The sequence below is a fragment of the Streptomyces atriruber genome (genome assembly GCF_001418325.1).
GTDB classification, from domain to species: Bacteria; Actinomycetota; Actinomycetes; order Streptomycetales; family Streptomycetaceae; genus Streptomyces; species Streptomyces atriruber.
The window spans coordinates 20,603-41,475 of the sequence record NZ_LIPN01000096.1 but is presented as its reverse complement, the minus strand read 5'-3'; the positions used below and the strand labels follow the sequence as shown (position 1 = coordinate 41,475).

General features: G+C 71.1%; 20 protein-coding genes. 9 read left to right on the top strand and 11 right to left on the bottom strand.

Going from position 1 to position 20,873, the window contains the following annotated elements; genetic code table 11:
* Positions 1 to 12 precede the first annotated feature (12 nt).
* Genes AOK03_RS11275 through AOK03_RS11265 form a run of 3 tightly spaced genes read right to left on the bottom strand, consistent with a single transcriptional unit; the run spans position 13 to position 3,077 of the window.
* Positions 13 to 609, bottom strand: a complete 597-nt coding sequence (locus tag AOK03_RS11275; protein ID WP_055565057.1) for a TetR/AcrR family transcriptional regulator — start codon at positions 607 to 609, stop codon at positions 13 to 15.
* A 21-nt stretch (positions 610 to 630) separates the two neighbouring features.
* The gene (locus tag AOK03_RS11270) at positions 631 to 2,313 is read right to left on the bottom strand and encodes a class I adenylate-forming enzyme family protein (RefSeq protein WP_055565056.1); all 1,683 of its coding nucleotides are present in this window, start codon (positions 2,311 to 2,313) and stop codon (positions 631 to 633) included.
* Positions 2,310 to 3,077: an SDR family oxidoreductase gene (locus AOK03_RS11265; RefSeq protein WP_055565055.1), complete on the bottom strand. Its 768-nt coding sequence runs from the start codon at positions 3,075 to 3,077 to the stop codon at positions 2,310 to 2,312. The genes AOK03_RS11270 and AOK03_RS11265 overlap by 4 nt, the downstream gene beginning before the upstream one ends.
* A gap of 125 nt (positions 3,078 to 3,202) precedes the next feature.
* Between AOK03_RS11265 and AOK03_RS11260 the strand changes: the two genes are divergently transcribed.
* Positions 3,203 to 4,423, top strand: a complete 1,221-nt coding sequence (locus AOK03_RS11260; RefSeq protein WP_055565054.1) for an exo-beta-N-acetylmuramidase NamZ family protein — start codon at positions 3,203 to 3,205, stop codon at positions 4,421 to 4,423.
* A gap of 30 nt (positions 4,424 to 4,453) precedes the next feature.
* On the opposite strand, the gene AOK03_RS11255 is transcribed toward AOK03_RS11260, so the two are convergent.
* On the bottom strand, positions 4,454 to 5,149 hold the full coding sequence (locus tag AOK03_RS11255; protein ID WP_055565053.1) for an alpha/beta fold hydrolase: 696 nt from the start codon (positions 5,147 to 5,149) through the stop codon (positions 4,454 to 4,456).
* Positions 5,150 to 5,285: 136 nt separating this feature from the next.
* On the opposite strand from AOK03_RS11255, the gene AOK03_RS11250 reads away from it, so the two are divergent.
* On the top strand, positions 5,286 to 6,578 hold the full coding sequence (locus AOK03_RS11250) for an erythromycin esterase family protein (RefSeq protein WP_055565052.1): 1,293 nt from the start codon (positions 5,286 to 5,288) through the stop codon (positions 6,576 to 6,578).
* Positions 6,579 to 6,727: 149 nt separating this feature from the next.
* A complete protein-coding gene (locus tag AOK03_RS11245; RefSeq protein ID WP_055565127.1) occupies positions 6,728 to 7,981 on the top strand; it encodes an MFS transporter in 1,254 nt (417 codons plus the stop codon).
* 135 nt (positions 7,982 to 8,116) lie between these two features.
* Here the strand turns inward: AOK03_RS11245 and AOK03_RS11240 are convergent, their stop codons facing one another.
* Positions 8,117 to 9,136, bottom strand: coding sequence for a LysR family transcriptional regulator (locus tag AOK03_RS11240; protein WP_055565051.1), 1,020 nt, complete (start codon positions 9,134 to 9,136; stop codon positions 8,117 to 8,119).
* A 193-nt stretch (positions 9,137 to 9,329) separates the two neighbouring features.
* On the opposite strand from AOK03_RS11240, the gene AOK03_RS11235 reads away from it, so the two are divergent.
* Together AOK03_RS11235 and AOK03_RS11230 are read left to right on the top strand one after the other, a co-directional pair.
* Entirely contained in the window at positions 9,330 to 9,911 is a 582-nt protein-coding gene (locus tag AOK03_RS11235) for a hypothetical protein (RefSeq protein WP_244177570.1), read from the top strand.
* Positions 9,912 to 10,030: 119 nt separating this feature from the next.
* A complete protein-coding gene (locus AOK03_RS11230) occupies positions 10,031 to 11,296 on the top strand; it encodes a hypothetical protein (protein WP_055565050.1) in 1,266 nt (421 codons plus the stop codon).
* Between the two features lie 11 nt (positions 11,297 to 11,307).
* Here AOK03_RS11230 and AOK03_RS11225 read toward each other — a convergent pair whose 3' ends face one another.
* Entirely contained in the window at positions 11,308 to 14,148 is a 2,841-nt protein-coding gene (locus AOK03_RS11225) for a penicillin acylase family protein (protein ID WP_055565049.1), read from the bottom strand.
* 303 nt (positions 14,149 to 14,451) lie between these two features.
* Between AOK03_RS11225 and AOK03_RS11220 the strand changes: the two genes are divergently transcribed.
* A complete protein-coding gene (locus AOK03_RS11220) occupies positions 14,452 to 15,060 on the top strand; it encodes a hypothetical protein (protein WP_055565048.1) in 609 nt (202 codons plus the stop codon).
* 12 nt (positions 15,061 to 15,072) lie between these two features.
* Here AOK03_RS11220 and AOK03_RS11215 read toward each other — a convergent pair whose 3' ends face one another.
* On the bottom strand, positions 15,073 to 15,591 hold the full coding sequence (locus tag AOK03_RS11215) for a hypothetical protein (RefSeq protein WP_055565047.1): 519 nt from the start codon (positions 15,589 to 15,591) through the stop codon (positions 15,073 to 15,075).
* A gap of 193 nt (positions 15,592 to 15,784) precedes the next feature.
* On the opposite strand from AOK03_RS11215, the gene AOK03_RS11210 reads away from it, so the two are divergent.
* Positions 15,785 to 16,852, top strand: coding sequence for an RNA ligase (ATP) (locus AOK03_RS11210; protein WP_055565046.1), 1,068 nt, complete (start codon positions 15,785 to 15,787; stop codon positions 16,850 to 16,852).
* A 30-nt stretch (positions 16,853 to 16,882) separates the two neighbouring features.
* Here the strand turns inward: AOK03_RS11210 and soxR are convergent, their stop codons facing one another.
* Positions 16,883 to 17,350, bottom strand: a complete 468-nt coding sequence (gene soxR, locus AOK03_RS11205) for a redox-sensitive transcriptional activator SoxR (protein WP_055565045.1) — start codon at positions 17,348 to 17,350, stop codon at positions 16,883 to 16,885.
* 118 nt (positions 17,351 to 17,468) lie between these two features.
* Here soxR and AOK03_RS11200 point away from each other — a divergent pair, with 118 nt between their 5' ends.
* On the top strand, positions 17,469 to 17,933 hold the full coding sequence (locus AOK03_RS11200; protein ID WP_055565044.1) for a MaoC family dehydratase: 465 nt from the start codon (positions 17,469 to 17,471) through the stop codon (positions 17,931 to 17,933).
* Here AOK03_RS11200 and AOK03_RS11195 read toward each other — a convergent pair.
* The 3 genes from AOK03_RS11195 to AOK03_RS11185 all read right to left on the bottom strand — a co-directional run bounded on the left by AOK03_RS11195 (position 17,924) and on the right by AOK03_RS11185 (position 20,132).
* Entirely contained in the window at positions 17,924 to 18,565 is a 642-nt protein-coding gene (locus tag AOK03_RS11195) for a TetR/AcrR family transcriptional regulator (RefSeq protein ID WP_055565043.1), read from the bottom strand. The two genes, AOK03_RS11200 and AOK03_RS11195, sit on opposite strands and share 10 nt — an antisense overlap.
* A gap of 67 nt (positions 18,566 to 18,632) precedes the next feature.
* Positions 18,633 to 18,920, bottom strand: coding sequence for a YiaA/YiaB family inner membrane protein (locus AOK03_RS11190; protein ID WP_055565125.1), 288 nt, complete (start codon positions 18,918 to 18,920; stop codon positions 18,633 to 18,635).
* A 60-nt stretch (positions 18,921 to 18,980) separates the two neighbouring features.
* Positions 18,981 to 20,132, bottom strand: coding sequence for an acyl-CoA dehydrogenase family protein (locus AOK03_RS11185; protein ID WP_055565042.1), 1,152 nt, complete (start codon positions 20,130 to 20,132; stop codon positions 18,981 to 18,983).
* Between the two features lie 75 nt (positions 20,133 to 20,207).
* On the opposite strand from AOK03_RS11185, the gene AOK03_RS11180 reads away from it, so the two are divergent.
* The gene (locus AOK03_RS11180; protein ID WP_208609526.1) at positions 20,208 to 20,864 is read left to right on the top strand and encodes a TetR/AcrR family transcriptional regulator; all 657 of its coding nucleotides are present in this window, start codon (positions 20,208 to 20,210) and stop codon (positions 20,862 to 20,864) included.
* Positions 20,865 to 20,873 lie beyond the last annotated feature (9 nt).

Genomic DNA, 20,873 nt, shown 5'->3' with positions numbered 1-20,873 from the left:
GGGGCGCGCCGCTTACGGGGCGCGCAGGGCCCGCAGGAGGAGGTCGGCCAGGTGGTCGGCGACCTGCTGGGGGCTGAGGGGACCATCGGGACGGTACCAGGTGGACAGGTGGTGGACCGACCCGAAGTGGTAGTCCACCACCAGGTCCGCCGGGGTCGCCGTGGAGAAGACGCCCGACTCCTGTCCCTCTTCGATCAGGGCCCGGAAGCGCTCGTGGTAGCGGCGCCGCTCGGCCCGGACCTGCTTGTTCTTCTCCGGGCTCAGGTGGTGCATGGAGCGGAAGAAGATCGACGCGTCGTCGAGGTTGTCGATGGTGCTGACCACGACGTCCGCCGCGGCGTCGCGGACCCGCTCGGCGACCGGCGCGTCCGCGTCCGCGATGGCGTCGAGCCGCTCCTGCTGGACGCGGAGCAGCCGGGCGTAGACCTCGTGGAGCAGGTCGTCCTTGGAGCCGAAGTAGTGGTACAGCGCGCCCTTGGTGACGCCCGCCGCCTCCACGATCTCCTGGACCGACGTGCGGTCGTAGCCCTGGTCGGCGAAGAGCCTGGTGGCGGCGGCGAGGAGCCGCTGCGGTACGGGCGTGCCGTCACCGTCCGTCGTTCGGGCCACTGCCGCCACCTGCCTTTCGCGTCACCTGCTGTTTCGTGGGCGGGAACGCAGTTCCCGCCGGAGGATCTTCCCACTTGTCGTCTTCGGCAACTCCTCGAGTACCTCGACCTCGCGCGGATATTTGTACGCGGCGAGCCGTTCCTTGCAGTACGCGGTCAGGTCGGCGGGGCCGGTGTCGCTGCCGGGGCGCAGGCTGACGTACGCCTTCACGGTCTCGCCCCGGTAGCTGTCGGGAATCCCGACGACGGCCGCCTCGCGGACGGCGGGGTGGGTGTACAGGACGTCCTCGACCTCGCGCGGCCACACCTTGAAGCCGGACGCGTTGATCATGTCCTTCTTGCGGTCGACCACGTAGAGCCAGCCCGCCGGGTCCATGAACCCGATGTCGCCGGTGCGCAGTTCCCCGTCGGGGAAGGCCTCGGCGGTGGCGTCGGGCCGCTGCCAGTAGCCCGGGACGACCTGGGGTCCGCGGACGACGATCTCGCCGTGCTCCCCGAACGGCACCTCGGCGCCGAGGTCGTCCACGATGCGTACGACCGTCTCGGGACCCGGGACGCCGACGGCCAGGGTGCCGGAGGCCGGGTCGACGGGGGCCTCCTGGCCCGGCGGCACGGAGGCGCAGGGCGCGGTGCACTCGGTGAGGCCGTAGCCGTTGTGGAGGTAGGGGCCGAAGGACGAGCGGAACTTCTCGACGAGGGCCGGGGGCAGCGGCGCGCCGCCGGAGGAGATCATCGCGAAGGAGTCGAAGTGGGCGCGGGTCACCGAGGGATGGGCGGCGAGCGCCATGAAGGCGGTGGACGGGCCGACCGTGTAGGCGGGCCGGTGCTCGGCGAAGGCGTCGAGGACCACCCCGGCCTCGAAGCGGTAGGCGAGCGCGAGCGTCCCGGCGTTGGCGATGCACGCGGCGACCTGCGCGACCATGCCGGTGATGTGGAAGAGCGGCGCCATCGCGAAGTAGCAGGCGCCTTCCGGTATCCCGGATCCGGTGCGCTGGCGTTCCGCGTTGTAGGTGATGTTGCCGTGGGTGTTCATGGCGCCCTTGGGGGTGCCGCTGGTGCCCGAGGTGTAGCTGATCAGCGCCACGTCCGAGGCGGCGAGGGCACGGTCGGCCGGGGCCGGAAGGCCTTGGCGCGCGACCTCGATCAGGTCGTCGGCGTCGGCGGCGGCCGGGAGGCGCTCGAAGTCGAGGACCCGGGTGTCGCCCCGGGTCTGCAGGTCGAGCTGGCAGGCGGTGAGGACGACACGGACCGGCGAGTCGGCCGCGGTGTCGCGCAGATACGTCTCCCAGGCGCGGTCCGAGCAGATCAGCGCGGTCACCCCGGCGTCCGCGAGGACGTGCCCGACCTCCGCCGACCGGTACATGGGATTGACGGGGACGACGGTGGCGCCCGCTTTCCAGGCGCCGAGGAGCGCGAGCACGAAGTGCGGGGTGTTCTGCAGGAGGATCGCGACGCGGTCGCCGCGGGCGATGCCGCGCGCGGCGAGGTGTCCCGCCACGGAGTCGCTGAGGGCGTCGGTCTCGCGGTAGCTCAGGCGACCGTCGAAGTAGGCGAGGGCGGTGTGTTCGGGAGCTCGTGCGACGGCCTCGCGGAACGCGTCGGGCACGGAGGCCGCGGGGTGCACGGGGGCGCGCTGGGCGCCGTTGAGCCGGGCCAGCCAGGGCTTGGCCGCGTACGGGGATCCGGTGGGCGTGAGGTCCTTCACCGCTCGGTCTCCTCCCACTTCTGCTGGATGTGGTTCATGCCCGTCAGCCACTTGTCGGGGGTTTCCGCGCGGGCCCGGTAGTACGCGGCCACCTCGGGGTGCGGCAGGACCAGGAAGCGGTCCTTTGCCATGCCTTCGAAGAGCGCGGCGGCGACGTCGTCCGGTTCGATGGCGGTGGGCGTGAGCACGAGGTCGCCCGCGGTGCCGGTGGCGGCGAGCATGTCGGTGCGGACGCCCTGCGGGCAGATCGCGTGGACCTTGATGCCGCGGTGGCGGTACGTGAGCGAGAGCCACTCGGCGAAGGCGTACGCGCCGTGCTTGGTGACGCTGTAGGGCGCGGCGCCGATCATGGTAAGCAGACCGGCGGCGGAGACGGTGGAGACGAAGCGGCCGCTGCCGCGCTCCAGCCAGTCGGGGAGCAGCGCGTGGGCCGCCCGCACATGGGCCATCACGTTGACGTCCCAGGCGGCGGCCCAGACCTCCTCGGGCGCCGCCTCGCTGCCGCCGGAGCCGAGCCCGGCGTTGGCGCAGTACACGTCGACGGTGCCGCCGAGCGCCTCGCGGGCCCGCGGCACGATCGTGGACGCGTCGCCCGGCACGGCGACGCCGCCGATCTCGTCGGCGACGGTCTTCGCCTTGGCGGCGTCCAGGTCGTTGACGACGACGCGCGCCCCTTCGGCGGCGAAGCGGCGGGCCAGCGCGGCCCCGATGCCGCCGCCTCCGCCCGTGACGACGACTGCCTTGTCCTGCAGGGTTTCCACGATCGTTCTCCTTCGGCCCGCGGCTCGGCTTCGCTGGCAGACTAACCAGTCGGTATGTCGTGGCGAAAGGGGGGCGGACGGGCCGGGTTCGCCGGTTTCCGGCCGTGCGGGCGCTAGCGTGCGGGGCCATGGAACTCTCCAGGCGAGGACTGCTCGCCACGGCCGCAGGCACCGCCGTGACCCCTCGGGGAGCCGGTGCGCGGCCGCTGCGCACGGGCTTCGAGCGCTTGGCCGCCGACGGTTACGCGCTCCTCGAAGGACGGCGCGTCGGTGTGATCACCAACCCCACGGGGGTGACGCGCGACGCGCGCCACATCGTGGACGTCCTGCACGCCGACGAGCGGGTGGACGTGGCCGCCGTGTTCGGCCCCGAGCACGGCTTCCGCGGGACCGCGCAGGCCGGTGGCTCCGAGGGACGGCACGACGACCCGGCGACCGGGCTGCCCGTCCACGACACGTACCGCAAGAGCGGCAAGGAGCTGGCGGACGTCTTCGCCGGCTCGGGCGCGGACACGCTCGTCTTCGACATCCAGGACGTCGGCGCCCGCTTCTACACGTACATCTGGACGCTGTACGACTGCATGGTGGCCGCGCGGCGCGCCGGGCGCCGCTTCGTCGTCCTCGACCGGCCGAATCCGGTGACCGGCAGGGACGCGTACGGGCCGGTCCTGGCCCGGGGGTTCGCGAGCTTCGTGGGGCGCGAGCCAATCGCGCAGGCGCACGGGATGACGGTCGCGGAGCTCGCGCTGCTGTTCAACGGCGAGTTCCTGAAGCACCCCGTCGAGCTGGAGACGGTGCTGATGCAGGGGTGGCGGCGCGGCGACTTCTTCGACGCGTCGGGGCTGCCGTGGGTGCCGCCGAGCCCGAACATGCCGACGCCCGACACCGCCCTCGTCTACGCGGGCACCTGTCTGTTCGAGGGCACGAACCTCTCGGAGGGGCGGGGCACCGCCCGGCCCTTCGAGCTGCTCGGCGCCGCGGGCATCGACCGGCGATGGGCGGCGGCGCTCGGCGCGCTCGGCCTGCCCGGCGTCCACTTCCGGGAGGCCTACTTCTCCCCCAGCTTCTCCAAGTTCCAGGGGAAGACCATCGGCGGCGTCCAGCTCCATGTGCACGACCGCGAGTCGTACGACGCGGTGCGCACCGGCATCGCGCTCCTGGTGACGGCCAAGCGGACCTGGAGCGGTTTCGCCTGGCGCCCCGATCACTGGATCGACCGGCTGACGGGGTCGGCGCTGGTGCGCACGATGATCGACGCGGGCGCGGAAACGGACGAGGTGACCGGCGCCTGGCAGGACGAGCTCGCCCGCTTCCGCGCGGTGCGCGGCCGCTACCTGCACTACTCCTAGGGCCTGCCGATCACGCCCGGGGTCTGGCGCTCACGCCCGCGCGCAGGAGTGGAGGATCCTCGCCAGCTCGTGCGGCTGGGAGAACATCGGCCAGTGCCCGGTGTCCATCTCGACGAGCCGCCAGCGCTCGCTCTTGAGCAGGTCGGCCACGTCGTCGTTCGGCTCCTCGCCGTCGAGCAGGCACTTGACGTACGTCGCGGGCAGGTCGCCGAGCCGGCGCTCCAGCACGGCGGGCTCGGTGAGGGTCGCGCCCGGGTGCGGTGTCGACCCGCTCGCGATTCTGCCGACCTGCTCGCTGTCGAGGCCCTGCCCGTCGAAGTCGGCCGCGTTCAGCACCCAGTGGCCGTCGCCCTCGTCGAGCATGGCCTCGAACACCGGCTGGCCCTGCCACCACAGGGAGGCGAACGACTCGCCGTCCACCGGCACGTCGGCGTCGACGAACACGACGCGGGTCAGCCGGTCGCCGATGCGCTCGGCGGCCTGCCCGACGGGGATGCCCGCATAGCTGTGCCCGACGAGGACGACGTCGCGCAGATCGAGGCGTTCCACCTCGTCGACGATGTCCCGTACGTGGGTCTGCTGCCCGGCAGGGAGGTCCTGTTTGTCGGCGAGACCGGAGAGCGTGAGGGGATGGGCGCCGTGTCCGGCGGCCCGCAGGTCGCGCGCCACGTCCTCCCATGCCCAGGAGCCGAGCCACGCGCCTGCAACCAGTATGAATTCCGCCATGGCGGAGAACGTACACGCTCGGGGCGAAATGGGGCAGACCCCACCGGTCATGAGGGTGCCTGCCGGATGGTGCGGGACCGGTCCCGCGCGGGACCGTGATCCCCGTGAGGCATCGGGCGAAACCGGGAGGAACGACATGACACGGGTGACGCACCGCGGGACTCCGCCCCCGCAGGCCACGGAGCCGGTCGCGGCGCAGGCCACGGACCCGGTCGCGGCGATCGAGCGGGCGGCCCACCCCCTGCGGTCCACCGAGCCGCACGGCGGCACCGAGGACCTGCGGCCGCTGAGCGCGATGGTGGGCGACGCGACGGTGGTGGGCCTGGGCGAGGCGACCCACGGCTCTCACGAGTTCTTCTCGATGAAGGAGAGGGTCTTCCGCCACCTCGTCGGGGAGAAGGGGTTCGGCACCTTCTCCCAGGAGGTCAGCTGGACGACCGGACTGCGCTTCGACGCCCATGTCCGCGGCGGCAGCGGCGACACGCGGGAGCTGGTCCACCGCGAGCTGGCCAGGACCCCCTGGGACACGGACGAGTACGTCCATCTGCTGCGCTGGATGCGGGCGCACAACGAGCGTCACCCGGACCGCGAACTGCGCTTCATGGGCAACGACGTCAACTACCCCGAGCAGGGCCCGGAGTTGTTCGACGGCGTACGTGACCACGTGCGCGAGCACGAGCCGGACCTGCTGCCGCGCATCACCGAACTGCACGCGCCGCTGCGCCTCCTCACGGACGGCGACACGCACATGGGCCGCCCCCTCGCCGAGCGCAAGACGCTGGCGAAGCAGGCTGACGAGGCGTACCGGCTCCTGAGGGAACGTCAGCACGCCGTGCCCGACGCCGACTTCGGGCTCGTCCTGCACCACGCCCGGTCCCTCGCGCAGACCGCCGAGATGTACGCCCTCCCCCTCGACACCGTCGAGGGCAAGACCGCCGCCATGCTGCACCGCGACCGGGTCATGGCCCGGAACACGGCGTGGTGGCAGCGGCGCACGGGCGACAAGGTCCTCCTCTCCGCCCACAACGCCCATGTCGCGTACGAGACCTACGACCCGCGCTATCCGAAGATGCAGGGCGCCTTCCTGCGCGATCGCTTGGGCGAGCGGTACGTGAACATCGGATTCACCTTCAACCAGGGGGCGTTCCTGGCCCAGGCCGCGGACGGCGAGGAGTGGAAGCCGATCTCCCTGGGCCCGGCCACGCGCGGCATGAACGAGTACACGCTCGACCAGGTGGGCCTCGACGACTACTTCGTGGACCTGCGCGGGCTGCCGACGGACGCCAGGAAGTGGCTGAGCCGGGCGCGCGTGACCCGCAGCATCGGATCGGGGTGGCCCGACGGCCCGTACGAGATCCGGCTCGCGCCCTCGCACGACATCCTCATCCACCTGCACGAGGTCACCGCGGCCCACCGCTGGTCTCAGTGACCGAGACCGGCCGTATCAAGTATTGACTGCCCCATACATCCACCACGAGAGTGCCGCTCGTGCACAGCGAAACGACAGCGACATCGAAACAGCGGGTCCACGCCGCGGACGGGGCCCCGGCCGGGGACGCGGGCGGCAGCGCCGAGAGCATGCGCCGGGTGGCGGTGGCCTCCTTCATCGGGACGGCCATCGAGTTCTACGACTTCTACATCTACGGCACTGCGGCCGCACTCGTCCTCAACGAGGCGTTCTTCCCGACCCTCGATCCGGTCAACGCCACCCTAGCCTCGTTCTCCACCTACGCGGTGGCGTTCGCGGCCCGGCCCATCGGCTCGGTGATCTTCGGGCACTTCGGCGACCGCGTGGGACGCAAGTCCGTACTGGTGGCCTCGCTGCTCCTGATGGGCCTCTCGACCGCACTCGTCGGGCTCCTGCCCGGCTACGGCACGTGGGGCATCTGGGCGCCGCTGCTGCTGATCCTGCTCCGCTTCCTGCAGGGCATCGGGCTCGGCGGCGAGTGGGGCGGCGCGGCGCTGCTCGCGGTGGAGCACGCACCGAAGAAGAAGCGCGGGATGTACGCGGCCTTCCCCCAACTCGGCCCGTCCGTCGGGTTCTTCGCGGCCACGGGTGTCTTCTGGCTGCTCTCGTCCGCGCTCTCCGACGACGCGTTCCGCTCCTGGGGCTGGCGCGTGCCGTTCCTGCTCTCGTTCCTGCTGGTCGGCGTCGGCCTGTTCGTGCGGCTGCGGATCAGCGAGACGCCGGTGTTCGCGAAGGTCATGGAGGCGCAGGAGGCCAGCAAGGTCCCCACGCTCGACGTGCTGCGCCGCCACCCGCGCGAACTGCTGCTCGGAGCGGGCGGCATGGTCGTCGCGTACGGCCTCTTCTACACCGCCACGACCTACTGCCTCTCCTACGCCACCGGCACCCTGCACATCTCGCGCAACACCATGCTCGGCCTCTCCCTGGTGGCCTGCCTCTTCCTCGCGGCCGGCACCTGGCTCGCCGCGACGCGCTCCGACGGCGCGGGGCGCCGCAGGCTCATTCTCGCGGGCTCGGCGCTCGCGGTGGTGTGGGGGCTCGTGCTCTTCCCGCTTCTCGACACCGAGCAGCCGGTGCTCGTCGCGCTGGCGATCGGCGGCGCGCTCTTCTGCATGGGTGTGGTGTACGGCCCGATGGGCGCCTATCTGCCCGAGCTGTTCGGGGCGAACGTGCGCTACTCGGGCGCCTCGCTCGCGTACAACCTGGGCGGTGTGCTCGGCGGTGCGGTCTCGCCGCTGGTGGCCACCCGGCTGCAGTCGGCGTTCGGTTCGTCGTCGGTCGGCTGGTACGTGAGCGCGATGGCCGTCGTGTCGCTGCTGTGCGTCCTCGCACTGCCGGAGACCCGGGAACGAGAACTCGCGTGAACCGCGACCGAATTCCGCGACCGAATTCCGCGACATACACGTGCCACAAGGCACACCGACCGAATTTCTCCACACGTCTAGACCATTTTCTGCACCCACCCGAGACGGTCTTCCCGTAAATGCGGGAAGCGGAATTCAGGGGCTGAACCACCAGCGTTCGTTCTCCTTGGACAACGCCTCCCACAAGAGGTTCAACGGGTGCCCGGGCCCGCACGAGGCGCGGTCGCCGCGCCGTGTGAACACCCCCACGAGCACCTCGGTCCGCGGCCCGACGTCCCCGATGATGTCGAGCCGCCGCAGGCCCCCCGCCTCGGGGAGGCCGCCGTTCTCGGCCGCCTCCCCGATGCCCCGCGTGACCAGCATCGCCCCGCTGACCACGCTCGAGCGCAGCAGCTCGAAGCCGTAGTGCGCGGCCTCTATCTCGGCGGCCACGGAGAGGTGCTGGCGGTAGTCGGGGCCGTACCAGGCCGTGAGGAAGCGGGCGATGAGGCCGCCCGCCGAGACCACCAGGGGCAGTCCCGGGAGGGTGCCCGCGGTGACGGACGGGCCCGGCAGGCGCTCCTCGGGCAGGTTCGTGAGCAGCGAGAGGCCGCTGCGGCGCCACTCGACGATCTCGTAGGGGTCGAGCTCGGCCTCCTGCCCCTCGGTCACCACGATGCTGCCGCAGACCAGGTCGAGCTCCTTGGCCTGCAGCTTGGCGAAGAGGTCGCCGGTGCGGACGTGGGTGACCTTCAGGTCGACGCCTCTTCGTTCGTACACCTCGCTGACGCGCTCCACGGCGTCGAGGAGGAACCCCAGCGTGTAGCGGGTCGAGCCCACGGAGAGGGTTCTGCCGAGCCGGCGTCTGGCGTCGTGGATGCCCTCCGTCCACTGGTCCAGGGTGCGGCGCGCGAGTTCGACCAGGGCCTCTCCGGTGGGGGTGAACAGGACGTCCTTGCCGCGTCCGCGCTTGAGGACCAGCGCCTCCCCGCACAGCGTCCCGAACGTGCGGTTCATCGTGTCCAGCTGCTTCTGCACGCTGGACTGCTCGCGGCCGAGCTGACGGGCCGCGGCGAGCGCGGTGCCGCTCTCGTGCACCGCGAGCAGCGTGCGCAACTGGTCCATCGTGGTGTCAAGGAGATCCGTGGGGTACTGCTGCGGACCTGATAATGCCATGTGCGCGTTCTCGCTCTCCGACTCCCTCTTCTTTTACGGCCATGCAGCATAACCACAGCGGGAAACTGATCCGGAGTTCAGCACAAATTATCTGGGGATTTCTTCCAGAAAATGCTGGATGCGTTCCCGGTACCCGTGGAATGGTCGGATCAATCCCGCTCGTTCAATCATCTCTGCAAGGAGAGTTACGCTCGTGAGCCATTACCAGGCCGCCCCCGCGTCCGTCGCACCGCACGGTGCGGGCGCACCCCCCACGCGGCGCGCGGCCAAGCGACCCGGCACCCTCGCCGCCCTGTTCTGGACGTCGGTCGTCTCTGCGGTCACCGCCGCGATCGGCGCGGTGCTCGTCTTCGCCGGCGGCGAGGAGATGGCCGAGGAGAACATCAACGACGTCATCGCGGAACACCCGGACGTCGTGGGCCTGCCGTCGGGGACGACCGCGGCCGACATCAAGGCCCTGAGCGGCCCGATATGGGACGAACTGATCAGCGACCGCGCGGGCACCCTCTCGGCCCGTGCCGGATTCGCCGTCTTCACCGCGGTCTGTGTGCTCGTCTTCGCCCTCGTCGCCCGCAAGGGCGCAGCGGTCTGGTCGCGCGTCCTGCTCACCATTTCGGCCGTCGTCGCCCTGTTCCCGCACTTCCTGATCCTCGGTGACTACGAACCGGATTCCGTCGTCGCGCTGAGCTTCGCCGCGCTGCTCACCGCGGTCGCGGTCGTCGTGCTGTGCTGGCTGCCGCCCGTGAACCGCTGGGCCAGGGAGTGCAGGGCCTAGCACCCGCACGGCGCCGACCGCGCCGCTGCCGGACCGGTCCCCCACGGGGGTGGGAACCGGCTCCGGCAGATCGTGCGCGGCATCTGGCCAGGTTGTCCGGGCGGCAGGACCATACCGGCGTGGAGCCCTACTGGGAATTGACCTTCGACGCCGACGGCGACGTCGACACCGCGCAGCGCGCGCAGCTGCTGGCCGGCGCGGAACGTGCCCGCGTCACCGATCTGCTGGTCTTCGCGCACGGCTGGAACAACGAGAAGAAGGACGCCCGGAAGCTGTACGGGCGCTTCTTCGCACCCTGCCCGGACCTCGCCGGGGCGCGGGTGCGCCTCGGCTACGTGGGAGTGCTGTGGCCCGCCATCCGCTTCCCCGACGAGCCTATCCCCGACTTCGACCCGTCGGCGGCGCCCGTCGCCGCCGCCCCGCCGGGCGAGCCCGTGCTCGACGCGGCCACCCGGAAGGCGCTCGACCGTGCCTTCCCCGACCACGCGGCGACCCTCGACCGGATCGCCGAACTGCTCGCCGAGCGCTCCGAAGTGCCGTCCCAGGTGTACGAGTTCGGGCGGCAGGTGCGCGAGCTCGTCTCCCTGCGCGAGTCCCATCCCGCCCGGCACTTCGGCCAGGACACCGGAGCGGGCGAGCCCGCCATGCTCACCGACGACGCGGTGCAGGTCTGCGAGGTGTTCGCCGCCGCCCGCGCGGACACCGGGCGGCCCCTCCTCCTCGGCGACCTGCGCGCCCGGATCTGGGACGGCGCCCACGAACTGCTGCGCCAGGGCACGTACTACGCGATGAAGCGGCGGGCGGGCGCGGTCGGCCAGTTGGGACTCGGGCCCGCGATCGGTCTGCTCGCCGCCGATGTGCCGCGGATCAGGGTGCACATGATCGGGCACAGCTTCGGCGCCCGGCTCGTCTCGTACGCGCTGCGCGGGATGCCCGCCGACGTGCGCGCGGTGAAGTCGGTGACGCTCCTCCAAGGCGCCTTCTCGCACTACACGTTCGCGGAGCGGCTGCCCCACGACACGGCACGGGGCGGGGCCCTGCACGGGATGCAGAAGCGGATCGACGGGCCGCTGGTCTCCTGCTACTCGCACCACGACGACGCCCTCGGCCGCATGTACCCGCTGGCGTCGAAGCTGGCCGGTGACTCCTCCGGCTTCTTGAACCTGTGGGAGCGGTGGGGCGCCATCGGCTACAACGGCATCCGGTCCGTGGACGGCACCAAACGCATCGAGCTCGGCGAGAAGGTGCCTGCCGACGGGTGCGTGAGCATCGACGCGGCGTCGGTGGTGCGCCGGGGCGGTCCGCCCTCCGGCGCGCACAGCGACGTGTGCCACGAGGAGCTGGCACGCGTCGTGTTCGCCGCAGGGCGGATCGCCCGGTCCTGAGGGATTCCGGTCTACCGGTGGCGGGGGAACTCGACGACCTGCTGGTACGTCGGGCGGTTCTGCCACTGGATCGGCTTGTGCGTGATGCCGCCGAGCGCCCGGTGGATGACGGAGTCCGCGCACCACTGGTCGCCGGCCTTGCAGGTGTCGTCGCCGGGATAGACCTCGGTGGCGGGCTTGGCGACGGCCTGCCCGAGGGTGGCGAGCAGGGCGTCGCGGCAGGCGTCGAGTTTGCCGCCGCCGCAGTAGGTGTCGGCGAGCTCGCCCTTCACCGGCTCTCCGAGGACCTTGCGCAGGTCCTTGTCGGCGTAGCCCCACCAGCCGTACTGGAAGGCCGATCCGGCGTGCGCCCCGGTGGGGCCGTGCCCGGCCGAGGGCGCCTCGTCGGTGGCGAGCTGCGAGGTGAGGGCGGTGTACAGCTCCTTGCCGAGGCCCGGCTTGAACTCGGCCTCGACGAGCAGCGGCCACCAGGCGTCCATGATGCGCACGGCGTCGGGGTGGGCGTACGTCCTGGTGCCCGCCGCCGTCTGGTTGCGCTGTGCGCCCGCCTTGCGCCAGGCCTCCAGCTGCTGCACGGCCTTGGCCTGTTGCGGGTCGGTGACCGGCTTGCTGCGCAGCACCTTCAGGAGCTCGGGCAGCACCTGCTCGCCGCGCAGGTCGGTGACGGCCGCCTCGGACATGGCCCGGGTGAGCGAGGCGCGGGTGACGCCGCCCTCCTCGGTGAGCTTCTTGACCCGCCCGTCGAGCAGGTCGCCGCGGTGCACGGCGCTCACGCCGAAGCCGGCCGTGCTGAAGTCGTCGGCCTGCTTGTTGTTCCAGGAGATGTAGTAGTCCTGGTTGACGGACTGCGGGTGTTCGGCGGGCGGGGTCTGTGCCGAGGTGTTGTCCGCCGGGTCGAAGTCCCGCCATTCGAGGTCCTGCTCGGCCTCGACCGGCAGGGCGGGGTCGACGCCGTCCGCGCGCTCGGGGTTGGCGCCGCTGTTGTAGTACGCGATGTCGCGCGAGTCGGCGTAGAACCAGTTGAAGGCGTAGCTGATGTTCTGCGCGGCCTTCTTGAACGTCGCGGAGTCCTTGACGTACGTGGGGTCGTTGAGCATCTGGAAGCCGATGATGGAGTCGGCCTCGTGGCGGTAGGTGGAGCGCAGCGAGACGTACGCGACGGGCTTGCCGTCGACGCTCGCGCGGTGCGTGACGATGCCGTACTTCGTGCGGAAGACCTGCATGCGGTAGGAGCCCGCGGCCGTGGAGTCGGCGAGCGTCGGCTTCCAGGCGTTCTTGCGCTCCATCTTCTCCATGGGCGTGCACGTGCCGCGGTAGAGGTAGCCGGCCGACTGCTTGGTGGGGGCGCCCCCGCCCGGCTCGCAGAGCTCGACGGCGTACGTGTCGGTGATGTCCTGCCCGGCGGACGTGGCCGACCAGGCGTAGTCCTGGCCGCGCCCCAGCTGGACGTACATGCCGACGCCCGCGAAGGAGACGCCTCGCGAGCTGATGCCGGGCCCCTGGAGCTCCTGCTGCATGAGGAGCTGGGGCGCGAAGTAGCCGGTCTGCGGGCCGAAGACGGCGACGGGGTTGCCGCTCGCGGTGTGCTTGCCGGAGACGAGCAGGGCGTTGGACATGCCCTTCTTGTGGCCGTCGGCCCGGAACAGGTCCGAGGGCAGCACGCCCTTGTCGTACATGCCCTGCAGCGGCTTCAGCTTCTTGGGCGCCCGCACCGGGTCCTTGGCGCCGGTCCTGGCGCCGCCCTCGCGGTCGTAGACGAGTGGTTCGCGCTCGACCGAGCCCGGGTCGGGCATGGCGGTGCCGCGCGCCTTCTCGGGCTTGCCCGCGTACGGGAAGCTCGTGCCGTCGTGGATGGTCTGGACGGCCTCGGGGTCGTTGCGGGCGCGGAAGGACTCCCAGACCTTCGTGCCCTTCTCGACGCCGTACTTCTTCTGGGACTCCAGGAGGGAGAGGGCGGACTCGACCTCTCCGCCGCCGCCGTTGCCGAAGAGACCGCCGACCACGGAGGCCAGGGCGATCATGTCGGTGATCTTGAAGGGCTCGATCTCGCCGACGTTGGTGATCGCGTCTATCTTCCCGGTCAGGACGTACTCACCGGGGAAGTAGCGGCCGTCCTTCGACTTCTTGCGGTAGGCGTTGAGGCCGTCGATGTAGGCCTGCGCGTCCTCCATCGCCTGCTTGCCGCGCTCGCCCTGGGTCGACCTGATGTAGTCGACCTGCTTCTCCAGGTCCTGCTCGGTGTACGGGGCCTGCGGCCAGAACTGCTGCTCCAGGCCTTGGTTCGCGAGCGCGCCGCCCGCGAACGAGGTCAGCTGGCCGCGCCCGATGTGCCGGAAGAGGTCGATGAGCCAGAGCCGGTCCTGCCCGGCGGCGAAGCCCGCGCCGAACTCGGTGCCGTAGCGCGTGGTGCCCTTGATGTGCGGGACGCCGTACTTCTTGTCGCGGGTGATCGTCACGTCGTCGCGCGGCTTGGTGACGGAGGCGACCTGGTCGCCCGGCACCCCGAAGGACGCGTCGTTGAAGAACTCGGTGAGCTTGTCGTCGGTGAGCGACGGATAGCCGGAGGACAGCGCGTCGTACGGACCCAGCTGGTCGTCCGCGTGGGCGGGCTGGGTGCCGAAGACGCGGTGCGCGAGGATCTCGGCGAGCGTCGCGTTGCCGCTGGCGCCGGGCGGCAGGACCTCGGCGCACTGGCTGCCGCAGTAGTCGTTCTCCTCGGCGGCGGCCGGTTTCCCGGCGGCCGCTTCCGGCGCCGCGACCGCGGCCCCCGGCAGGGGCGCCAGCAGGGAGGCGCCGAGCGCGAGCGCCGCTCCCGCCGTGAGAGTTCTGAGCCTGACGATGCGTCGTCGCATGGGTGTTCCTCCGGATCCTGCGGAAGACCGATGCGGCGGAGGCTACTGGCGGGTTGGCGAACTCGAAAGATGAACAAGCGTCGCCTTTTCCGAATCACCACAACGCGCCCCCCGTGCGCCTGCATCACCCCAGCTCAGTGGGGCAGGCGAAAAACGGTCGCGCGATGAGGGAGCCGAATCGCGTGTCGATACGTCTACTCGGCGACGTCGTATCGAACTCGATGTACTCGACTCGACATCGACGCCGGCGAATGCGGAACACGGGTACCAGTACGGAAGTACGTGTGACGGAGGTGCAGGGCGATGGCCGGATTCCGGAGTCTCGCGAGACAGGTGCGTGATCCGAAGAGCGATCTGGCACTGCGGCGGTACTCGCTGCGCAAGTGCCTGGAGAGGTTCGCCCCCTACGGCCACCGGGCGACCTGGGACCATCTGTGCGCCCGGGCGGGGTTCGCGCCCGAGGACAGGTCGCCGGACCCGATGCGGCTGGTGGCCGCGCTGAACGAACTGGAAGCGGCACGGGCGGTCTGGCTCGCCTACGAGGCGGACTTCGCCGAGCGGCGCCGCAAGGAGAAGCACGACGGGCTCAGGCGCCCCGGCAGCGTCGACGACTGGCACCGCTGCACCTGGGGCGGGTTCGGCGTCGCCTGGTGCGACGACCCGGACATCCACCCGCACGAGCCCCTGGCCGAGGTCCTGAGCCGGCTCATCGCGGCGCTGGAGCGGGCGCCGGGCGCGACCTGCCCCGTCTGTGCGGACACCGCCCTCACCTGGAAACACGGCCTGGCGCACGAGCCGTCGGCGGGAGCGGTCTGCACGGGTTGCGGCATCGTCGTGCCCGGCCCCGTCCTCACCACCGACGCGGTGGCGCGGGCCCGCGCGAGGCGGCTGCGCCCTCTGGTGTCGGCGTGAGGAGCGCCCCGGTCAGGGCGTGACCACGTCCGTGTGGATGGCCAGCTTGAACTGGGCGTGCATCAGCGGCGTGGCGAGCTTCACGTCTCCCGCGCCGCGTGCCGAGATCTTCAGGCCCAGGGGCGTCCCCGGGTGCACGAACATCTGCCAGAGGTAGGTCCGGTACTGCCCTCCCCTGGTCGGCGCGACGTCGGTCGTCGCGGTCGAGTCGTACCCCGTCCCCAGGTTCAGCGGGTCGCGGACGTAGCGCGAGCGGAACTCGGTGGCCCTCGTGTCCGCCTCCCAGAAGACCATCGCGGAGAGCAGTCCCCAGCCCTCGTGGCTGGGCCATATCAGCCCCGAGCGGGCGTCCGGGTACTCCGACGGGCCGGTGAGGCCCTTCGCCGGGTCGTGCATGCGCCACGGGTCGTAGGACTCGTCGTCGGCGCCGTACGGAAAGCGCACCAGGTGGTAGCCGTCACTGTCGTACTTGACGGTCTGCCTGCCATGGCGCGCGGCGTCCCACAGCAATGAGCAAATGGCAACGGACATCGGCTCTCCCCCGTTCTGTGTCGACGTGCTGTCGGCGTCCTGTCTTCGGACTCCCTTACGTAGAACACACGTTGGCGCCCGGCGACCGGTTGCGGCCAGACGTAGCACAGGGAAATTCCGGTGGTCATGCCGTTTTGCCGCCCTGCAGAGTGACCGGCGACGTACACCGGAAGCCCCTGAGGAGAGCAGAACCATGTCGACGCTGCGCGTCACCGCCGAAGTGCTGACGATCCACGAGCACCCGGGCGCCGACGCCCTCGAACTGGCCCAGGTGGGCCTGTACCGCGCGGTCGTCGCCAAGGGCGTCTACCGCACCGGCGAGAGCGCGGTGTACATCCCCGAGCAGTCGGTGCTGCCCGCCGGGCTCATCGAGGAGCTGGGGCTCACGGGACGCCTCGCGGGCGGCAACCGGGACCGGGTCAAGGCGGTACGGCTGCGCGGCGAGCTGTCGCAGGGCATCGTGTGCCGCCCGGCCGCGCTCGCGGACGTCGACCTGGCGCGGGCGGCGGCCGACGGCACGGACTTCGCGGAGCTGCTCGGCGTCACCAAGTGGGTGCCGCCGATACCGCCGACGATGAGCGGCGACGTGGAAGCGGCGCCCGATCTGCTGCCCTGGGTCGACATCGAGAACATCCAGCGCTACCCGGACGTCTTCGCGCCCGGCGAGCCGGTGGTCCTGACCGAGAAGCTGCACGGCTCCGCCTGCCTCGTGACGTACGTCGCGGAGAGCGGCCGCGTCCACGTCTCGTCGAAGGGGTTCGGGGCCAAGTCCCTGGCCCTGCAGGAGGACCCGCGCAACCTGTACTGGAGGGCGGTCCACGGGCACGGCGTCGCGGCCGCCGCGGCCGGGCTCGCGGAGCGGCTCGGGGCGCGGCGGGTCGGCATCTTCGGCGAGGTGTACGGCGACGAGGTGCAGGACCTGACGTACGGCGCGGACGGCCGCAGGGACACGCTCGGGTACGCGGTCTTCGACGTCAGCGCGGACATCGACGGGCAGGTGCGGTGGCTCGACGCGACGGAGCTGCTCGACGGTGCACTGCCGCTGGTGCCGAGGCTGTACGAGGGCCCCTACGACGCCGACCGCGTCCTGGCCCTCGCGACGGGCCGCGAGTCGGTGTCGGGGCAGGGCCTGCACCTTCGTGAGGGTGTGGTGATCCGGCCCGCCGTGGAGCGGTACAGCCCGGTCACGGGCGGGCGGGCCATCGCGAAGGCGGTCAGCCCGGCGTATCTGACGCGCAAGGGCGGCACGGAGTACGAGTGAGCCGGGGGCGGGCGGTGACGACGGGGGGCGTCACCGCCGGGGCTTGCGGTCCACCAGGAGCCGGGAACCGCTGTGCCGCTCGCCGAAGACGTCGTCGGGGTTGGACAGCACACAGGTGTCCAGGGACAGACAGCCGCAGCCGATGCAGTCCGTGAGGTGGTCGCGCAGCCTGCCCAGCTGCTTGATGCGCTTGTCCAGCTCCGAGCGCCAGCCCTCGGAGAGCCGCGCCCAGTCCTCGCGGTTGGGCGTGCGCTCCTCGGGGAGCGAGTCGAGGGCCTCGCGGATCGTGGAGAGCGGGATGCCCACGCGCTGGGAGGCGCGGATGAAGGCGACCCTGCGGAGGGTGTCCCGGTGGTAGCGGCGCTGGTTGCCGGAGGTGCGGCGGCTGGTGATGAGGCCCTTGGACTCGTAGAAGTGCAGGGCGGAAACGGCGACGCCGCTGCGGTCGGCCAGCTGGCCGACCGTGAGTTCGTGGACCTTCTCCGGTATCTGGGGCACGCCTCAAACCTACTGGCTGGTCCGTTGACACGCGTCGGCACACACCCCATGCTGAGCAAGCGCTTAGTCTGCGTACGTTTCTCCGTACGCTTCTGCATACGTCTAGGAGGCCAGGGACATGGCGGAGCCGAGGATCTTCACGTCGCCCGAGGAGCTGCGCGCCGGTGTCGGCGAGCAACTCGGACCCAGCGACTGGCTGGAGATCGACCAGAAGCGGATCGACCTCTTCGCCGAGGCCACCGGCGATCACCAGTGGATCCACGTGGACGCGGAGAAGGCGGCGCAGGGCCCCTTCGGGACGACCATCGCGCACGGCTATCTGACGCTGTCGCTGCTCCCGGCCCTGGTGCCGCAGACGATGCGCGTCGAGGGCATGAGGATGGGCCTCAACTACGGCACCGAGAAGGTCCGCTTCCCCTCCCCCGTGCCGGTCGGCTCGCGGCTGCGCGCGACCACCGTGCTCACGGACGTCACGCCGACCAAGGACGGCGGCGTCCAGGTGACGGCCAAGGTCACCGTGGAGCGCGAGGGCGGCGACAAGCCCGCGTGCGTGGCGGAGTCCGTGTCGCGCTACTACTTCTGAGGCAGTTCCCGGGTCCGCACACCCACCATCCGCAGGACGAGGTCGGCGTAGAGCGCGCCGACCTCGTCGGGCGTCCGGTGTCCCGCCGCGTTGAACCAGCGGGCGACGTCGATGCAGAGCGACAGCACGGCGAGCGTGGTGCCCGGCACGTCCGGGACGTCGAACTCCCCCGTCCGCACCCCGTCGTTGATGATGTCCCGCACGGCCGCGTCCGACTTGCGGCGCAGCGCGACGATCTCCGTGCGGTGCCCCTCGCCGAGCGCGTCCAGCTCGTACTGCACGACGCGGGCGGTCATGTGGTGGGCGGCGTGCCAGCCGACGAACGAGCGCACGGCCGCCGCCAGCCGTTCGGCGGGGCCGCCCTCGCCGTCCGCGGCGGTCCGCAGGATGGTCAGGGCCTTGTCGTGGCCGATCCGGCTGATGCGGTGGAGCAGCTCTTCCTTCGTCTTGTAGTGGATGTAGAGCGCGGCGGGGCTCATGCCGGCGCGGCCCGCGATGTCCCGGGTCGTCGTCGCGTGATAGCCGCGCTCGGCGAAGGCCTCGACGGCGGCGACCAGCAGCCGCCTGGCCGCGTCGGGGCTGACCTCGCCCCACGGCTGCTCCTCGCCGGGCGTCTCCTCCGCCGTTCCCATGTCCACTCCTTCAGCGTTCGGAAGGGACACCATACCCCTGACGGTGAGCAAGCGCTTAGCGCTCCGGTCAGGGCTTGGCGAACGGGTCGTGCTCGGTGAGCAGCCGGTCGACGCGGGCCTGGTCGACGCGGCTCACGATCTGCACCACCTCCTGCCGGTCCCTGATCACCTTGGCGAGGGTGAACGCGGAGGTCGTCAGATAGAGCACGGCGATGGCGAGGAAGCCCCGCACCCAGGCCGAGGCGTCCAGATAGCCGATGCCGATGGCGACGGCGGCGATGGAGACGGCGAAGGAGGCCACGGCCTGGCCGTAGAAGGCGTTGGTGGTCTGCTGCTTGACGGGCGGCTCAGTCATGGACACAGCTTCGGCGAGGCCCCTTCGGCGCCGTATCCGCTCACGTACTCAGGTGGGTACTCAGAAGGCCGAAACTCCCGTCAGCGCACGGCCGATGACGAGCTTCTGTATCTGACTGGTGCCTTCGTAGAGGGTCATCACGCGGGCGTCGCGCAGCAGCTTGCCCGCCGGGTACTCGTCGATGTAGCCGTAACCGCCGAAGACCTGCAGGGCGTTGTTGGCGGCGCGCACGGCGGCCTCGGAGGCGAACAGCTTGGCCTTGGAGGACTCCGTGGCGAAGGGCTGCCCCCGGTCGATGAGGTCGGCGACCCGCCAGGTCAGCAGGCGCGCCGCGTCCACGTCGACCGCGATGTCGCTGATCAGCTCCTGCACCAGCTGGTGGTGGGCGATGGTCTTCCCGAACTGCTCGCGCTCGGTGGCGTACCGCACCGCGGCGTCCAGGGCGGCCTGCGCGATGCCGACGCAGCCCGCCGCCACCGACATGCGCCCCTTCGCCAGGGCCGACATGGCGACCGAGAAGCCCTTGCCCTCGGGCGCCATCATGGCCGACACCGGGACGCGCACGTCCTCCAGGACGAGTTCGGCGGTGGCCTGGCCGCGCAGGCCGAGCTTGCCGTGCAGGGTGCGGCGGGTGAGGCCGGGGGTGTCGGTGGGAACCAGGAAGGCGGACACGCCCTTGTGGCCCGGGGCGTCTCCGGTGCGGGCGAAGAGGAGCACGACGTCGGCCCACGTGCCGTTCGTGATGAACATCTTGGTGCCGTTGATGACGTAGTCACCGCCGTCGCGCACGGCCCTGGTGGTGAGGCTGCCCGCGTCGGAGCCCGTCCCCGGCTCGGTGAGCCCGAAGCAGCCGACGAGCTCGCCCGAGGTGAGCCCCGGCAGCCACCGCCGCTTCTGCTCCTCGTCGCCCCAGTGCGCGATGGTCTTGGCGACCAGGCCGAGCGAGACGGAGACGATGCCGCGCACGGAGGAGTCCCCGCGCCCGAGCTCCTCGGTCACCAGGCAGTACGCGAGGTGGTCGCCGCCCGATCCGCCGTACTCCTCGTCGATGGTGAGCCCCAGGAAGCCGACCTCGCCGAGCTTCTTCACGAGGCCGCGGTCGACGCTCTCGGCGCGGTCCCACTCGACGACGTGCGGAGCGATCTCACGCGCGACGAAGTCCTCGGCCAGCTCCCGGACGGCGGCCTGCTCGTCGCTGAGCTCCAGGTTCATCGTGGGCACCTCTCCGGTCGGAACGTGACGTCTGATTTTAAATTAGCACTGCTAGTTTGTTGCGGCAGCCCTACTATGTGCCGCATGGCCCGACCGCGCAAGCCCCTCCTCAGCCGAGAACGCATCGTCGGGACGGCGCGCGCGCTCGTGGACTCCGAGGGCCTCGCGGCCGTCTCCACCCGCCGCCTCGCCGCCGAGCTCGGCGTCAGCGGACCCTCCCTCTACAACCACTTCCGCACCAAGGACCAGATCCTCGAGGCCGTCGCGGACTCGGTGAGCGCCCAGGTCGACCTGTCGATGTTCGAGGCGGCCGACCCGCGGGACTGGCGTACGGCGCTGCACGACTGGGCGGTCTCCTACCGGGCGGCCCTCACCCTGCACCCGAACATCGTGCCGGTGCTCGCGAGCGGCCCCGGGCGCAGACCGGCCGGACTGCGACTCGCGGACGCGGTGTTCGGGGCGATGGTCGACGCGGGCTGGCCCGCCGCGCAGGCCACGTCGATCGGCGCGCTGATGCGGTACTTCATCATGGGCTCCGCGCTCGGCTCGTTCGCCGGGGGCTTCGTGGACGACGAGGCCGCGTACGACCCCGCCGACTATCCCCACCTCGGCCAGGCCCATCTGCTCGCCGACCGGCAACAGGTCATCGACGAGCGCGCCTTCGAGACGGGCCTGCAGGCGCTGCTCGACGGTCTCGCGCTGCAGTACGAACAGGTGACGGCTCGCACCTGACGGTCCGGC

Excerpts from the sequence above, each read along its gene's own strand:
- AOK03_RS11250 (WP_055565052.1), top strand. The coding sequence starts at position 5,286 with ATGACACGGGTGACGCACCGCGGGACTCCGCCCCCGCAGGCCACGGAG.
- AOK03_RS11180 (WP_208609526.1), top strand. The coding sequence starts at position 20,208 with ATGTGCCGCATGGCCCGACCGCGCAAGCCCCTCCTCAGCCGAGAACGC.
- AOK03_RS11210 (WP_055565046.1), top strand. The coding sequence starts at position 15,785 with ATGTCGACGCTGCGCGTCACCGCCGAAGTGCTGACGATCCACGAGCAC.
- AOK03_RS11220 (WP_055565048.1), top strand. The coding sequence starts at position 14,452 with ATGGCCGGATTCCGGAGTCTCGCGAGACAGGTGCGTGATCCGAAGAGC.
- AOK03_RS11200 (WP_055565044.1), top strand. The coding sequence starts at position 17,469 with ATGGCGGAGCCGAGGATCTTCACGTCGCCCGAGGAGCTGCGCGCCGGT.
- AOK03_RS11245 (WP_055565127.1), top strand. The coding sequence starts at position 6,728 with ATGCGCCGGGTGGCGGTGGCCTCCTTCATCGGGACGGCCATCGAGTTC.
- AOK03_RS11260 (WP_055565054.1), top strand. The coding sequence starts at position 3,203 with ATGGAACTCTCCAGGCGAGGACTGCTCGCCACGGCCGCAGGCACCGCC.
- AOK03_RS11185 (WP_055565042.1), bottom strand. The coding sequence starts at position 20,132 with ATGAACCTGGAGCTCAGCGACGAGCAGGCCGCCGTCCGGGAGCTGGCC.
- AOK03_RS11240 (WP_055565051.1), bottom strand. The coding sequence starts at position 9,136 with ATGGCATTATCAGGTCCGCAGCAGTACCCCACGGATCTCCTTGACACC.
- AOK03_RS11190 (WP_055565125.1), bottom strand. The coding sequence starts at position 18,920 with ATGACTGAGCCGCCCGTCAAGCAGCAGACCACCAACGCCTTCTACGGC.
- AOK03_RS11255 (WP_055565053.1), bottom strand. The coding sequence starts at position 5,149 with ATGGCGGAATTCATACTGGTTGCAGGCGCGTGGCTCGGCTCCTGGGCA.
- AOK03_RS11225 (WP_055565049.1), bottom strand. The coding sequence starts at position 14,148 with ATGCGACGACGCATCGTCAGGCTCAGAACTCTCACGGCGGGAGCGGCG.
- AOK03_RS11195 (WP_055565043.1), bottom strand. The coding sequence starts at position 18,565 with ATGGGAACGGCGGAGGAGACGCCCGGCGAGGAGCAGCCGTGGGGCGAG.
- AOK03_RS11215 (WP_055565047.1), bottom strand. The coding sequence starts at position 15,591 with ATGTCCGTTGCCATTTGCTCATTGCTGTGGGACGCCGCGCGCCATGGC.